Source organism: Enterobacter sp. WPR_3_1, assembly GCF_003635055.1.
Lineage (GTDB): Bacteria > Pseudomonadota > Gammaproteobacteria > Enterobacterales > Enterobacteriaceae > Enterobacter > Enterobacter ludwigii.
Genome location: NZ_RBXU01000013.1, coordinates 157,067 through 172,223, shown reverse-complemented (window position 1 = coordinate 172,223; position 15,157 = coordinate 157,067). Strand labels below are relative to the sequence as shown.

The following is a 15,157-nucleotide window of genomic DNA, read 5'->3' as shown; positions in this document are numbered from 1 at the left end:
TCGCGTTGTGAAGGATTCAGGCGCGATATAAATTATAAAGAGAGGAAGAGAACAGTGAATAAATCTCAACTGATTGACAAAATTGCTGCTGGTGCTGATATTTCTAAAGCTGCAGCTGGACGTGCGTTAGATGCATTAATTGCTTCTGTTACTGAATCTCTGCAGGCTGGGGACGACGTTGCACTGGTAGGCTTCGGTACTTTTGCTGTTAAAGAGCGTGCTGCCCGTACTGGCCGCAACCCTCAGACCGGTAAAGAGATCACCATTGCTGCCGCTAAAGTGCCGGGTTTCCGTGCAGGTAAAGCGCTGAAAGACGCAGTAAACTGATTGCTTTCCCATCTCAGGGAAGCCGAATAGTACAAGGGCGCATCATTTGATGTGCCTTTTTTGTTTGTCCAGGCCTGATTTGTGCGAGTTTATGCGAGTTGTGGGCTGACAATCGCACCGTTTTCTTGTCACAATACGCCTTTACGCGCGACGGGCAGGATTTTCCGTTAGCGTCAGGTAACCAGTCACCTACAGCGGAGTGTTGTTACACCATGATGGACAGCTTACGCACGGCTGCTAACAGTCTCGTGCTCAAGATTATTTTCGGTATCATTATCGTGTCGTTCATATTGACCGGCGTGAGCAGTTACCTTATCGGCGGTGGCGCGAACTATGCCGCAAAAGTGAATGGCCAGGAGATCAGCCGTGGTCAGTTCGAGAATGCTTTTGCCGGTGAACGTAACCGTATGCAGCAACAGCTGGGCGACCAATTCTCTGAACTCGCGGCAAACGAAGGGTATATGAAATCCCTGCGCCAACAGACCCTGAACCGTCTGATCGACGAAGCGCTGCTGGATCAATACGCGAAAAAACTGGGCCTGGGCATCAGCGATGAGCAGGTTAAAAAAGCCATCTTATCGACTCAGGCATTCCAGTCTAACGGCAAATTCGACAATGCGCGTTACAACGGCATCATTAATCAGATGGGCATGACTGCCGATCAATACGCTCAGGCTCTGCGTAATCAACTGACAACCCAACAGCTCATCAATGCCGTCGTTGGCACTGATTTCATGCTCAAAGGTGAGACGGAAGAGCTGGCAGCCCTGGTTGCACAGCAGCGCGTGGTACGTGAAGCGACCATCGATGTGAATGCTCTGGCGGCGAAGCAGCAGGTTAGCGACGCGGACATTAACGCCTATTACGAGCAGAACAAGAGTAACTTCGTTGCTCCAGAACAGTTCCGTGTGAGCTACATCAAGCTGGATGCTGCCGCGCTGCAGGAAACAGCCTCTGACGCGGAAATTCAGTCTTATTACGATCAGCATCAGGATCAGTTCACTCAGCCGCAGCGTAACCGCTACAGCGTGATCCAGACCAAAACTGAGGCAGACGCCAAAGCCGTGCTGGATGAGCTGAATAAGGGCGCTGATTTCGCCTCCCTCGCGAAAGCAAAATCCACCGATATTATCTCTGCTAAAAACGGCGGTGATATGGGCTGGCTGGAAGAGAGCACCACGCCTGACGAACTGAAAAATGCCGGTCTGAAAGATAAAGGCCAGCTTTCGGGTGTCATTAAATCTTCCGTTGGTTTCCTGGTGGCGCGTCTGGATGACATCGAGGCCGCGAAAACCAAGCCGCTGGCTGACGTTCGCGATGATATCGCAGCGAAAGTGAAGCAGGAAAAAGCGCTGGATGCATACTACGCGCTGCAACAGAAAGTCAGTGATGCTGCCAGCAACGACAACGAATCTCTGGCGGGTGCTGAGCAGGCTGCAGGGGTGAAAGCGGTTGAGACCGGCTGGTTCGGTCGTAACAACCTGCCGGAAGAGCTGAATTTCAAACCGGTTGCTGATGCCATCTTCAACGGTGGTCTGGTTGGCGAGAATGGCACGCCGGGCAGCAACTCTGACATCATTACCGTAGACGGCGATCGTGCGTTTGTTCTTCGCGTCAGCGAGCACAAACCAGAAGCGATTAAACCGCTGGCAGAAGTGAAAGATCAGGTGGTTGCTCAGGTTAAGCACAACAAAGCGGAACAGCAGGCAAAACTGGATGCTGAGAAGATTCTGGTTGACCTGAAAGCGGGTAAACAGGATGCACTGAAAGCGGCAGGTCTGAGCTTCGGTGAGCCAAAAACGCTGAGCCGTACCGGTCAGGATCCTGTCAGTCAGGCAGCGTTCGGTCTGAGCCTGCCTGCGAAGGACAAACCAAGCTTCGGTACCACTACCGATATGCAGGGTAACGTCGTTCTGCTCGCGCTGGACGATGTGAAAGCAGGCACGATGCCTGAAGAGCAGAAGAAAGCGATGGTGCAGGGTATTACCCAGAACAATGCCCAGATTGCTTTCGAAGCGATGATGAGCAACCTGCGCACAGAAGCCAAAATCAAGCTCGGTGACGTGATGACTCAGCAGCAATAATTACGTATTTGCTCGCATATTTTCGTAACGCTCTGCAATAACTAAAGGCCGCTTTCGCGGCCTTTTCCATTTCTGCAATCTGCCGTTTGTGCCGGGTTATAACGCTGGATATTGTGGCCTGGCTGTCAACAAACAAGGAGATAACAGCATGAAATGTGGAATCAAGGCTCTGTTCATTACTCTGGCGATTGCCACCACCGGGATGAGCGCAGGTGCGCTGGCGACGACACCTGCGGCGAAAACACCGGCGGTGCAAACCAGGTCTGACGCAGCGGCACCCGCAGCTGGCCAGACGAAAGCCACGGATGCCGGAAAAAGCGCGGATGATGACGGTACGCGAGTCAGTATCAATTCGGCATCGGCAGAGGATCTCGCCCGGGTGATGAATGGCGTAGGGCTAAAAAAAGCGCAGGCGATAGTCAGCTATCGCGAAGAGTACGGTCCTTTCAAAACGGTTGACGATCTTAAGCAAGTGCCCGGTATGGGCGGGGCGCTGGTTGAGCGCAACCTCTCACACCTGACGTTGTAATCACATAATTACTTGCACGGCGGCAAAATTTTGCCAGGATAAAGAGGTCATACCAGTCATGACCTCTTATCCTATAACAACAGTAAAGGCTATTGCGCTATGCAGACAAAAATCAAAGTACGCGGCTACCACATCGATGTTTACCAGCACGTCAACAACGCCCGTTATCTTGAGTTTCTTGAAGAAGCGCGCTGGGACGGTCTGGAAAGCAGCGAAAGCTTTCAGTGGATGACCGCGCACAACATCGCGTTCGTGGTCGTCAACATCAATATCAACTACCGTCGTCCGGCCGTGCTGGGAGATGTGCTGACCATCACCAGCCAGCTTCAACAGTTAAACGGCAAGAGCGGCGTGTTAACCCAGGCGGTGACGCTGGATCCTGAAGGCCAGGCCGTTGCCGACGCGCTGATCACCTTTGTCTGTATTGATCTGAAAACCCAGAAAGCGTTGCCGCTGGAAGGGGAGTTGCGGGAAAAACTGCAGTTGATGATCGTCTAGACGCGTTGTGTTCATGACCCGTGCTGTCGATATTCTGTTCGCCAGCACGGTCAAAGAGGCTTATTTGAGCCCGGTTTTTTTCTTCATCGCCGACATCACGCCCGCTTTGTCGGCCAGATAGTGATTCAGCCCGTTTGCGCGCAGATTACAGGCCGCACACTGGCCACAACCATCACCTTTAATGCCGTTGTAGCAGGTAAGGGTTTCGCTGCGAACCATGTCCAGTTTGCCCCAGTAGTCTGCCAGCGCCCAGGTTTCCGCTTTATCAAGCCACATCAGTGGCGTTTCAAAGCGCGTCTCTTTTGCCATCCCCAGATTCACGGCGTGGTTGAGAGCCTTCACGAACTCGTCACGGCAGTCAGGGTACCCGGAGAAGTCGGTTTCACACACGCCCGTGATCACCGCTTCGGCTTTCACCTGGTAGGCGTAGATCGCCGTCAGCGTCAGGAAGAGAATGTTGCGGCCTGGCACAAAGGTGTTCGGAATGCCGCTGGCATCAGGTTCATAGTCAGGAACGGGAATACTGTCGCGGGTGAGGCTACTGACGGCCAGTTCATTTAACAGCGTAACGTCCAGCACCTTATGCGCGCGCGCGCCCAGTTTCAGCGCCAGTTCACGGGCGACGTCGATTTCAGCGCGATGTCGCTGACCATAATCGAAAGTGACACAGTGAACTTCATCGTACTGATGAAGCGCCTGAACCAGGCAGGTAGTGGAATCTTGTCCTCCGCTGAACACGACGACGGCACGTTTCATAAATCATCTCGACAGTTACGGTAAAAACATCATGTTACCGTCTGACTACGGCGACGACCAGCTTCTTCACGATTTGGGGGCCGGGAGCCAGGCTTCGGTGAAATCGAACCAGCCGCGGGTGTTAAGCCGTATGCCATTGACTCCCGGGGGCGCGCTGATTTGGTACTGGTAGTTAAACAACGGTGTCAGCACCGCGCTCTCCATGAGTTGGGTGAAAATAGCTTTCAGCCCGCGATGCCGGGCATGCTCGTCAGCCTGGGTCTGAACGGCATCCAGTGTCGCCTGCAGATGGGCATATTGCGGTGCGCTCAGCAGGTGCGGCCATAGCGCATCGCAGCGAAGCCACTGCTCAAGGGTGTATTCCGGTGCTTCGCCAATCAGCCTGTCTCCCATCATGAGGTCCGCGTCGGCAAGATGCTGACATCCGTCCCACGTTTTGGCATCGTGAAAGATGACCGTTAACGCGCAGCCCTGGCGGGAAAGATACGCTTTTAGCTGACTCGCCATGGTATGTAACTCAACGGGCAGATGGTAAATCAGGGTCAGCGTCTCAGGCAAAGGGACATCCGTGAGATCCGGCCACTCAGGAATACGCCAGCCCGGCAGCAACTCCTGCGTTGGGGTGATAAGCCCCTCATCCAGAGGAAGAGTATGCAGAAGCGTTGAGAGGTGAATGATGTTGATAAGGCGTCTTGCCTGCATTTCGCTAAGACGCGGGCTGCGCTTCAGCGTGAGGTAGCAAAACCCCAGGCTGATGCTGTTACTCACCAGCCGCAAACGGGTCAGTTCGTCAGGCTCCCCGATGGCGATTTGTACCGGATGCCGGCAGCTGGTTCCAAGCCCCTGATCAAATAGCTGAGGGGTGATCCAGAACTCGATGGCCTTCAGTAGCGGGTGGCTAAGGTGATACTGCTCATGGCTTTCCAGACGAACCAGGTCCGGCTTATACGCGGTGAGCCTGAAAGGTCCGCTGCCTGTCATCGGTTGTGCCGGGTGCGCCACACGGCTGCAATAGGTTGCTAGCCGATGCGCCAGCCAGTAGTCGGGCTTGTGTAAAATAAACGTCAGACACTGCGGATGGGTAACTTCAATGCGCAGCACGCTCTGAAAAAGCCTGTGCATGGCCGGGAGCGTCAACATCGCATTCAGACTCTCCTGTAACTGGGCCGTTTCGACTTTATCACCGTTATGCCAGTGAAGCGTGGAGCGAATATAAAAATGCCAGCGCAGCCCGTCCTCCGACACGTCCCAGTGATGGGCAAGATCGCCTGTCGGTTCGCTGCTGTTACCGTGAAAACGCGTCAGCCCGGAAAAAACCTGTCCTGCCAGATGCTGTTCCGCCCGACCGGGCAAAAAGCCGGGATGCAGTGGATCCAGCGAGCGGTAATAGGGAATGCGCAGCGTCGGCGTATCGTTTTGCCACTGGCCGCCTAAAAACGGATGAAGCAGTGACCGCAGCTCCTCCGGTGCCAGCTGGGCCAGCTCAAGCGCGTTATGCTGCTGCCCACTCTTCAGTGCCTCTTCCATCATCGCATTGCGCAGTGACTCCGGGGTGACGTGGAAAGTCAGCTCCCCACGCTTACCGCGGCCAGACTGCGCTCGCCAGCTAAGCCAGCCCGCCTCCTGCGCCTGACGGAGTAATGTACGGACATGCCGTTCGCTGCAAAAGCAGCGGGCGGCCAGCTCGCTGATGGTGGCCTGCTGCGTCGCGCCAGCGGAAGGCTGCCACAAACGGTGGTACTGGTTGAGTCGGTTAAGCTGGCGCATGAGAAACCCTGAACAATAATTATCATCTATTCACTATTACTTCCGTATATCTCACGCAATACTGATGCACAAGTTAACCGCATCACATTTCAGGAGTAATCATGGCTCGTCTCGCTGCGTTTGATATGGACGGTACGTTGTTAATGCCGGATCACCGTCTGGGTGAGAAAACCCTGAGTACCCTGAAGCGCCTGCACGAACGTGATGTCACCCTGACGTTTGCCACCGGCCGTCATGTGCTGGAGATGCGCCATTTAATGGGGGCATTTTCCCTGGATGCTTTTCTTATTACCGGCAACGGGACACGCATTCACTCTGTCGAAGGCGATGTTCTCCACCGTCAGGATCTCAACCCGGAAGTGGCAGATATCGTATTGCACAGCACCTGGGACACCCGGGCCAGCGTTCATGTCTTTAACGATAACGGCTGGTTTACCGGGCATGACATTCCGGCATTGCTGCACGCCCATGTCTACAGTGGTTTCCGCTATCAGCTTATCGATCTGCGCCGTATTCCGGCTCACGCGGTGACGAAGATCTGTTTCTGCGGCGATCATGACGATCTTTGTCGCTTACGCATTCAGCTGAATGACGCGTTAGGCGACCGGGCGCACCTGACCTTTTCAGCGGTGGACTGTCTCGAGGTTTTGCCGGTTGGGTGTAATAAAGGATCGGCGCTGGCGGTACTGAGCGATCACCTGGGCTTAACGATGCAGGAATGTATGGCGTTTGGCGACGCCATGAACGACCGCGAAATGCTGGGCAGCGTTGGTCGCGGTCTGATCATGGGAAATGCGATGCCGCAGTTGAAGGCAGAGCTTCCCCATCTACCGGTTATCGGGCACTGCGGTAACGAAGCAGTGTCTCATTTTTTGACGCATTGGCTGGACAACAACAACCTCCCATATTCCCCCGAATAGTGAGACCCTTCCAGCAAGCCAGACCCCGGTCTGGCTTTTTTTTATTTCACCAGTTGCATAATCTGCGCTTTCCACGGCTCAATATCGCCGATGTTTGCCTGAACCCACTGCGCATTGTAATAGGTCTCAAGATAGCGCTCGCCGCTGTCGCAGAGCAGGGTGACGATAGAGCCGGTGCGCCCCTCTTCACGCATGCGAGCCGCAAGCTGCAGGGCTCCCCACATGTTGGTGCCGGTAGATGCACCGACTTTACGACCAATTTGTGTCTCCAGCCAGTGCGCGGTTGCCACGCTGGCGGCATCCGGCACGCGGAGCATTTCATCCACCACGTCCGGAATGAATGAAGGCTCCACGCGCGGGCGGCCAATTCCTTCAATCTTACTGCCCACCGGGCTGCGCAGATCGGCATTGCGGCTTTGCCAGTAGTCCAGGAACACCGAGTTCTGCGGATCCACCACCATCAGCTGCGTATCATAGCCCTGACAGCGGATGTAACGTCCCAGAGTGGCTGAGGTGCCGCCAGTACCGGCGCTCATCACGATGTACGACGGAACAGGGTGAGGTTCGTGGGTCATCTGGCGGAAAATACTGTCGGCAATGTTGTTATTGCCGCGCCAGTCTGTGGCTCGCTCCGCAAAGGTGAACTGGTCCATATAGTGGCCATTCAGCTCACGGGCCAGCATTTCAGACGCGGCGTAAATTTCGCAGGCGCTTTCCACAAAGTGGCAGCGTCCACCGTAAAATTCAATCTGCTCAATTTTTCGTTTCGCGGTGCAGGAGGGCATCACGGCGATAAACGGCAGGCCCAGCAGGCGGGCAAAGTAGGCTTCGGATACAGCGGTTGAACCGGAGGAGGATTCAATAATCGTGGTTCCCTCCTTAATCCAGCCGTTACACAAACCGTATAAAAAGAGCGAACGCGCCAGGCGATGCTTCAGGCTACCGGTGGGATGGGTGCTTTCATCTTTCAGGTACAGCTGGATGCCAGCAAAGCCCGGCAGAGCCAGGCGAATGAGATGGGTGTCCGCCGAGCGCTGATAGTCGGCATTGATTTCGCTGATGGCATGTTTAACCCAGGCGCTATTCATCGTATTTATCCGTTTGTCATTTTGTGCCCAGCATAGCGAAAAGCACAGAAAAAATTGTTGCTATATGGCCTTTAAAATAGAATGAAGGGAGAAAATTTTTCTCTGTGAGGTGGGTATGCTAGATAAAATAGACCGTAAGCTGCTTTCTTTACTGCAAAGTGATTGTACCCTCTCTTTGCAGGCACTGGCAGATGCCGTTAATCTGACCACCACGCCGTGCTGGAAGCGTCTCAAGAAGCTTGAAGATGACGGCATCCTTCTGGGGCGAGTCGCGCTTTTAGATCCCGAAAAACTGGGGCTTGGGTTGACGGCATTTGTCCTGATAAAAACCCAACATCACAGCAGCGAGTGGTATAGCCGCTTCGTAACACAGGTCTCCGAGATGCCGGAGGTGCTCGGTTTCTGGCGCATGGCGGGAGAGTATGACTATCTGATGCGCGTCCAGGTGGCAGACATGAAGCGTTATGATGATTTTTACAAGCGGCTGGTGAACAGCGTACCGGGCTTGTCGGACGTCACCTCGAGCTTCGCCATGGAACAGATTAAATACACCACAGCACTACCCATTGATTAATTGAATAACTTCCCGGCGTAGCCGGATCCATACCTTCAGGAACAAACCGCGTGCGATTATTTGCCCAATTAAGCTGGTACTTTCGTCGGGAGTGGCAACGCTACCTCGGCGCTGTGGCCCTGCTTATTATCATTGCCATCCTGCAGTTAATTCCACCGAAAGTGGTGGGATACGTTGTGGATGGCGTTACAGAACAGCATTACACCACCGCACGGGTGTTGATGTGGGTCGGCACGCTGGTGCTGACGGCCATCATTGTCTATCTGCTGCGCTACGTCTGGCGGGTACTGCTGTTTGGCGCGTCCTATCAGCTGGCCGTCGAACTGCGTGAAGATTTTTATCGTCAGCTGAGCCGCCAGCATCCCGAGTTCTACCTGCGCCATCGCACCGGGGATCTTATCGCTCGCGCCACCAATGACGTTGACCGCGTCGTGTTTGCCGCCGGGGAAGGGGTGTTAACGCTGGTGGACTCTCTGGTGATGGGCTGTGCGGTTCTGATTGTGATGTCCACCCAGATAAGCTGGCAGCTCACGCTGCTGGCGTTGCTACCTATGCCGCTGATGGCGCTGGCGATCAACCGCTATGGCGAACAGCTTCATGAGCGCTTCAAGCTGGCGCAGGCGGCGTTTTCCTCGCTGAATGACCGTACGCAGGAGAGCATGACCAGCATCCGCATGATCAAAGCGTTTGGCCTGGAAGATCGACAATCCGCGCTGTTTGCAGCCGATGCCGCCGACACGGGGGCGAAGAACATGCGCGTTGCGCGTATCGATGCGCGGTTTGACCCGACAATCTATGTCGCGATTGGCATGGCAAACCTACTGGCCATTGGTGGCGGGAGCTGGATGGTGGTGCAGGGCTCGCTAACCCTCGGGCAATTGACCAGCTTTGCCATGTACCTGGGGCTGATGATATGGCCGATGCTGGCACTGGCCTGGATGTTTAACATCGTAGAGCGCGGCAGCGCCGCCTACAGCCGTATTCGCGCGATGCTTGCCGAAGCGCCAGTGGTGAATGACGGTAGCGAATTGGTACCGGAAGGGCGCGGCGTGATGAATGTCGACGTCCGTAAGTTTGTGTATCCGCAAACGGAACATACGGTACTGGAGAACGTCAGCTTTACGCTCAAACCGGGTCAGATGCTCGGTATCTGCGGTCCGACAGGCGCCGGGAAAAGTACCGTACTCTCCCTGATTCAACGTCACTTTGACGTCACGCAGGGCGATATTCGCTTCCATGATATTCCGTTGACGAACCTGCTGCTCGATGACTGGCGCGGTCGTCTGGCGGTGGTCAGCCAGACGCCGTTTCTCTTTTCTGACACCGTGGCGAATAATATTGCCCTCGGACGCCCGGCGGCGACTCAGGAAGAGATTGAGCACGTCGCGCGCCTGGCCAGCGTCCATGACGATATTCTGCGTCTGCCACAGGGCTATGAAACGGAAGTGGGTGAGCGTGGCGTTATGCTTTCCGGCGGGCAAAAACAGCGTCTCTCGATTGCCCGCGCGCTGCTGCTGAATGCCGAAATCCTGATCCTTGATGATGCGCTCTCCGCCGTCGATGGCCGCACCGAGCACCAGATCCTGCATAACCTGCGACAGTGGGGGGATGGAAGGACGGTGATCATCAGTGCACACCGGTTGTCGGCGCTGACGGAAGCCAATGAAATTCTGGTATTACAGCACGGGCACATTGCCCAGCGCGGACAGCATGAACAGCTTGCGGAGCAACCGGGCTGGTATCGCGATATGTATCGTTATCAGCAGCTTGAAGCGGCGCTGGACGACGCCCCGGAACAGGATGAGGAGAACGCTAATGCGTAAGACCGTGACGCAGTGGCCGACGCTAAAACGCCTGCTGGCCTATGGTTCTCCGTGGCGAAAACCGCTTTCGCTTGCCGTACTGTTGCTGTGGATTGCCGCGATTGCAGAAGTGAGCGGTCCGCTGCTCATCAGCTACTTTATCGACAATATGGTGGCGAAAAGCTATTTGCCGCTGGGGCTCGTCGCGGGGTTAGGTGTGGCCTACGTTGGGCTACAGCTGACTGCGGCGTCACTGCATTACGCCCAGTCTCTGCTCTTTAACCGGGCGGCCGTGGGCGTGGTGCAGAAGTTACGTACGGATGTGATGGATGCGGCACTGCGCCAGCCGTTGAGCGAGTTTGATACCCAGCCGGTTGGGCAGGTGATATCCCGGGTGACCAACGATACCGAGGTGATCCGCGATCTGTATGTCACCGTCGTGGCAACCGTGCTGCGCAGCGCGGCGCTGATTGGCGCCATGCTGGTGGCGATGTTCAGCCTCAACTGGCGTATGGCTCTGGTGGCGATCACCATCTTCCCGGCCGTATTGATTGTAATGGTCATCTATCAACGCTACAGCACGCCGATTGTGCGTCGGGTGCGCGCCTATCTGGCCGATATCAACGATGGCTTCAACGAAGTGATCAACGGCATGAGCGTCATTCAGCAGTTCCGCCAGCAGGCTCGCTTTGGTGAACGCATGGGGGAAGCCAGCCGGTCGCACTATATGGCGCGTATGCAGACGCTGCGACTGGACGGTTTCCTGCTACGTCCGCTGCTGAGCCTCTTCTCGGCGCTGGTTCTCTGTGGCCTGCTGATGCTTTTCGGGATGAGCGCGAACGGAACAATTGAAGTTGGGGTTCTGTACGCTTTTATCAGCTATCTGGGACGCCTTAATGAACCGTTGATAGAACTCACCACCCAGCAGTCTATGTTGCAACAGGCCGTGGTGGCGGGGGAGCGCGTGTTCGAACTGATGGACCGGCCACGTCAGACCTACGGCGATGATGAGCGTCCTTTGCAAAGCGGAGAGATTACGTTTGATAAGGTCTCGTTTGCTTACCGTGAAGACCGTCTGGTGTTGCAGGACATCTCTCTTGATGTGCCGTCGCGCGGCTTTGTGGCGCTGGTGGGGCACACCGGCAGCGGCAAAAGTACCCTCGCCAGCCTGTTGATGGGCTATTACCCGGTCAGTCAGGGTGAAATCCGCATTGATGGTCGTCCGCTCGCATCACTGAGCCACAATGTGTTGCGCAAAGGCGTTGCAATGGTGCAGCAAGACCCGGTAGTCATGGCCGATACCTTTTACGCCAACGTCACCCTGGGGCGGGATTATACCCAGCAACAGGTGTGGGATGTGCTGGAAACCGTGCAGCTGGCAGAGCTGGCGCGCGGTTTTAGCGATGGGATCAATACCCGGCTCGGTGAGCAGGGGAATAACCTCTCGGTAGGACAAAAGCAGCTTCTGGCCCTGGCGCGGGTGCTGATTGAAACGCCGCAGGTGCTGATACTCGACGAAGCGACCGCCAGCATTGACTCTGGTACTGAGCAGGCTATCCAGCTGGCGCTGGCCGCGGTGCGTGATCACACGACGCTGGTGGTTATCGCACACCGTCTTTCAACGATTGTCGACGCAGACACCATCCTGGTGCTGCATCGCGGTCAGGCCGTCGAACGCGGTACGCACCGGGAGCTGCTCGAAGCAAAAGGGCGCTACTGGCAGATGTATCAGCTGCAGCTGGCCGGTGAAGAGCTGGCCGCCAGCGTGCGTGAGGACGAATCCCTCAGCGCCTGATGCACCAAAACAAGGCAGCGCGCTAACAGTCATTACTGTTGGTGCAAAACTGAAACGCACCGTGCACTGTCATGGTGCGTTTTTTTTCACCGGTTCGTTAAACATGCTCGTGTAATGCTCATTGCAGCGCGTTTCCCTCAGGTTTTCATTTCTGGCACACCCCTTGCAATGTCTTCTGCGTATTAGCGGCGGCCATTACCGAATTCTGACTGGAGGGGATCTATGAAGCTGGTTACGGTTGTAATCAAACCATTCAAACTCGAAGACGTGCGTGAAGCATTGTCTTCCATGGGTATTCAGGGACTGACTGTCACCGAAGTGAAAGGCTTTGGTCGTCAGAAGGGTCATGCCGAGCTTTACCGCGGGGCAGAATACAGCGTTAACTTCCTGCCAAAAGTAAAAATTGATGTCGCGATTGCTGATGACCAGCTTGATGAAGTTATTGATGTCATTAGCAAAGCGGCCTACACCGGCAAAATTGGCGACGGCAAAATTTTCGTTGCCGAATTGCAGCGCGTCATTCGCATCCGTACCGGCGAATCTGACGAAGCGGCACTGTAAGTAACTCCTGGCACACAGTGATAGGGATCGAGAAAATGAAGATAGCAACAATCAAAACGGGTCTGGGTTCGCTGGCACTGCTGCCGGGCCTGGCACTGGCTGCCCCTGCGGTGGCAGACAAAGCCGATAACGCCTTTATGATGATCAGCACCGCGCTGGTGCTGTTCATGTCCATTCCGGGCATTGCGCTGTTCTACGGAGGCCTGATCCGTGGCAAAAACGTTCTCTCCATGCTGACGCAGGTTGCCGTCACGTTCGCGCTGGTTTGCGTGTTGTGGGTGGTCTACGGTTACTCTCTGGCCTTCGGCACGGGCAATGCGTTCTTCGGAAACTTTGACTGGGTCATGCTGAAAAACATCGAACTGACCGCGCTGATGGGCAGTTTCTATCAATATATTCACGTTGCCTTCCAGGGCTCGTTCGCCTGTATCACCGTCGGGCTGATCGTCGGTGCGCTGGCTGAGCGTATTCGCTTCTCCGCCGTACTGATCTTCGTGGTGGTCTGGCTGACGCTCTCCTATGTGCCGATTGCACACATGGTCTGGGGTGGCGGTCTGCTGGCGAGCCATGGCGCGCTGGACTTCGCAGGCGGTACCGTTGTACACATCAACGCCGCGGTGGCGGGCCTGGTAGGGGCATACCTGATTGGCAAACGCGTGGGCTTCGGTAAAGAAGCGTTCAAACCGCACAACCTGCCGATGGTCTTTACCGGTACAGCGATCCTTTACTTTGGCTGGTTCGGCTTCAACGCCGGTTCAGCAAGCGCAGCAAACGAAATCGCCGCGCTGGCCTTCGTGAACACGGTTGTGGCAACGGCGGGTGCGATCCTCTCATGGGTGTTTGGTGAGTGGGCGGTACGCGGTAAGCCTTCACTGCTGGGTGCCTGTTCAGGTGCAATTGCCGGTCTGGTTGGTATCACGCCAGCTTGTGGCTACGTCGGTGTTGGCGGCGCGCTGCTTGTCGGGCTGGTCGCCGGTCTGGCGGGTCTGTGGGGTGTGACGGCGCTGAAACGTGTTCTGCGCGTCGATGACCCGTGCGATGTCTTCGGTGTACACGGCGTCTGCGGCATCGTCGGTTGTATCATGACCGGTATCTTCGCGGCGAAATCGCTGGGTGGCGTGGGGTACGCAGAAGGCGTCACGATGGTTCACCAGGTGCTGGTGCAGTTGGAAAGTATTGCCATCACCGTCGTGTGGTCTGCCGTTGTGGCCTTCATCGGCTATAAGCTGGCGGATATGACCGTCGGTCTGCGTGTTCCGGAAGAGCAGGAACGCGAAGGTCTGGACGTCAACAGCCACGGCGAGAATGCGTACAACGCCTGATAAGCAAAACGGCAACCCAGGGTTGCCGTTTTCGTTTTGTTCCCTCTCCCGTCGGGAGAGGGCCGCAGTACAGCATCACCCGCGGTTACGCATTACCCCTTCCTGCACCGTCGACGCGACCAGCACGCCATCCTGAGTGTAAAACTCACCGCGCACAAAGCCGCGCGCGCTTGACGCCGAGGTACTCTCCACGCTGTAGAGCAGCCACTCGTTCATGTCGAACGGACGATGGAACCACATGGAGTGATCGATGGTGGCCACCTGCATCCCTTTTTCAAGGAAGCCCACGCCGTGCGGCTGCAGCGCCACCGGCAGGAAGTTGAAATCTGAGGCATAACCCAGCAGATACTGATGAACGCGGAAATCCGCGGGTACGGTACCGTTAGCGCGGATCCAGACCTGGCGCTTCGGCTCGGCCGTGTGGCCTTTCATCGGGTTATGGAATTCGACAGGGCGGATCTCAAGTGGTTTATCGCAGAGAAACTTCTCCTTTACCTGCGGTGGAAGCAGATGCGCCAGCGCACGGGCGATATCGGTCTCGGATTTGAGATCGTCTGGCGACGGCGCGGGTGGCATCGTTTTCTGATGCTCATAACCCGGTTCCGGCGCCTGGAACGAGGCGGTCATGTAAAAGATAGGCTTGCCATTCTGAACCGCCGCGACACGACGCGCGCTAAAGCTGTTGCCATCCCGCAATACCTCAACGTCATACACGATGGGTTTTGCGCTATCACCAGGGCGTAAGAAGTAGCTGTGAAATGAGTGCACCAGACGGTCTGCAGGGACGGTCTCCTTTGCTGCGTAGAGCGCTTGTCCTACGACTTGCCCGCCGAAGACCTGGCGTAAGCCGAGATCTTCGCTCTGTCCGCGAAAGAGTCCTTCCTCAATTTTTTCCAGATTCAGTAATGTCAGCAGATTGTTCAGTGCCTGACTCATAGTTGTCCTCAATAAACGCCGTAGCGAAAGATAGGCAGAGTATAACGCAGAAATGAAAGTGGTCCGATGGGTAGAATAATCTGAATATCTGGACGATTTTAGGCATAAATCAGTGATCTGTGCCAAACTTACCTGTGTTATGTGATTGAAACGACATCGGATGGGATCGATCCCGCTGGTGCATTGATGATAAGGAGA

At 55.5% G+C, this 15,157-nt stretch carries 14 protein-coding genes; 10 read left to right on the top strand and 4 right to left on the bottom strand.

Going from position 1 to position 15,157, the window contains the following annotated elements; all coding sequences use genetic code 11:
- The first annotated feature begins 54 nt into the window (after positions 1 to 54).
- The 4 genes from hupB to BJ887_RS18915 all read left to right on the top strand — a co-directional run bounded on the left by hupB (position 55) and on the right by BJ887_RS18915 (position 3,438).
- On the top strand, positions 55 to 327 hold the full coding sequence (gene hupB, locus BJ887_RS18930) for a nucleoid-associated protein HU-beta (protein WP_002444653.1): 273 nt from the start codon (positions 55 to 57) through the stop codon (positions 325 to 327).
- Between the two features lie 212 nt (positions 328 to 539).
- A complete protein-coding gene (ppiD, locus tag BJ887_RS18925) occupies positions 540 to 2,411 on the top strand; it encodes a peptidylprolyl isomerase (RefSeq protein ID WP_020885208.1) in 1,872 nt (623 codons plus the stop codon).
- A gap of 148 nt (positions 2,412 to 2,559) precedes the next feature.
- Positions 2,560 to 2,940, top strand: a complete 381-nt coding sequence (locus tag BJ887_RS18920; protein ID WP_040016787.1) for a helix-hairpin-helix domain-containing protein — start codon at positions 2,560 to 2,562, stop codon at positions 2,938 to 2,940.
- A gap of 99 nt (positions 2,941 to 3,039) precedes the next feature.
- Positions 3,040 to 3,438: a YbgC/FadM family acyl-CoA thioesterase gene (locus BJ887_RS18915; RefSeq protein WP_014168875.1), complete on the top strand. Its 399-nt coding sequence runs from the start codon at positions 3,040 to 3,042 to the stop codon at positions 3,436 to 3,438.
- 60 nt (positions 3,439 to 3,498) lie between these two features.
- On the opposite strand, the gene queC is transcribed toward BJ887_RS18915, so the two are convergent.
- Together queC and BJ887_RS18905 are read right to left on the bottom strand one after the other, a co-directional pair.
- Entirely contained in the window at positions 3,499 to 4,194 is a 696-nt protein-coding gene (queC, locus tag BJ887_RS18910) for a 7-cyano-7-deazaguanine synthase QueC (RefSeq protein ID WP_014168876.1), read from the bottom strand.
- Positions 4,195 to 4,260: 66 nt separating this feature from the next.
- Positions 4,261 to 5,961, bottom strand: coding sequence for an SgrR family transcriptional regulator (locus BJ887_RS18905; protein ID WP_059306738.1), 1,701 nt, complete (start codon positions 5,959 to 5,961; stop codon positions 4,261 to 4,263).
- 101 nt (positions 5,962 to 6,062) lie between these two features.
- Here BJ887_RS18905 and cof point away from each other — a divergent pair, with 101 nt between their 5' ends.
- Positions 6,063 to 6,881 (top strand): HMP-PP phosphatase, encoded by an 819-nt coding sequence (gene cof, locus BJ887_RS18900; RefSeq protein ID WP_047355643.1) that lies wholly within the window; start codon positions 6,063 to 6,065, stop codon positions 6,879 to 6,881.
- A gap of 41 nt (positions 6,882 to 6,922) precedes the next feature.
- Here cof and BJ887_RS18895 read toward each other — a convergent pair whose 3' ends face one another.
- Positions 6,923 to 7,969: a PLP-dependent cysteine synthase family protein gene (locus tag BJ887_RS18895; RefSeq protein WP_032677522.1), complete on the bottom strand. Its 1,047-nt coding sequence runs from the start codon at positions 7,967 to 7,969 to the stop codon at positions 6,923 to 6,925.
- A 115-nt stretch (positions 7,970 to 8,084) separates the two neighbouring features.
- Here BJ887_RS18895 and BJ887_RS18890 point away from each other — a divergent pair, with 115 nt between their 5' ends.
- The 5 genes from BJ887_RS18890 (at position 8,085) to amtB (ending at position 14,023) form a co-directional block, all read left to right on the top strand.
- Positions 8,085 to 8,543 (top strand): Lrp/AsnC family transcriptional regulator, encoded by a 459-nt coding sequence (locus tag BJ887_RS18890; RefSeq protein WP_020885204.1) that lies wholly within the window; start codon positions 8,085 to 8,087, stop codon positions 8,541 to 8,543.
- Positions 8,544 to 8,593: 50 nt separating this feature from the next.
- Entirely contained in the window at positions 8,594 to 10,366 is a 1,773-nt protein-coding gene (locus BJ887_RS18885) for a SmdA family multidrug ABC transporter permease/ATP-binding protein (protein ID WP_121340283.1), read from the top strand.
- Positions 10,359 to 12,140: a SmdB family multidrug efflux ABC transporter permease/ATP-binding protein gene (locus BJ887_RS18880; protein ID WP_020885202.1), complete on the top strand. Its 1,782-nt coding sequence runs from the start codon at positions 10,359 to 10,361 to the stop codon at positions 12,138 to 12,140. The genes BJ887_RS18885 and BJ887_RS18880 overlap by 8 nt, the downstream gene beginning before the upstream one ends.
- A gap of 222 nt (positions 12,141 to 12,362) precedes the next feature.
- Entirely contained in the window at positions 12,363 to 12,701 is a 339-nt protein-coding gene (glnK, locus tag BJ887_RS18875; RefSeq protein WP_008503304.1) for a P-II family nitrogen regulator, read from the top strand.
- A 35-nt stretch (positions 12,702 to 12,736) separates the two neighbouring features.
- Positions 12,737 to 14,023 carry an ammonium transporter AmtB gene (gene amtB, locus BJ887_RS18870; RefSeq protein WP_020885201.1) on the top strand — a complete coding sequence of 429 codons (1,287 nt, stop codon included), beginning with the start codon at positions 12,737 to 12,739 and terminating at the stop codon, positions 14,021 to 14,023.
- Between the two features lie 75 nt (positions 14,024 to 14,098).
- Here the strand turns inward: amtB and tesB are convergent, their stop codons facing one another.
- Positions 14,099 to 14,959: an acyl-CoA thioesterase II gene (tesB, locus tag BJ887_RS18865; protein WP_020885200.1), complete on the bottom strand. Its 861-nt coding sequence runs from the start codon at positions 14,957 to 14,959 to the stop codon at positions 14,099 to 14,101.
- Positions 14,960 to 15,157: the final 198 nt, after the last annotated feature.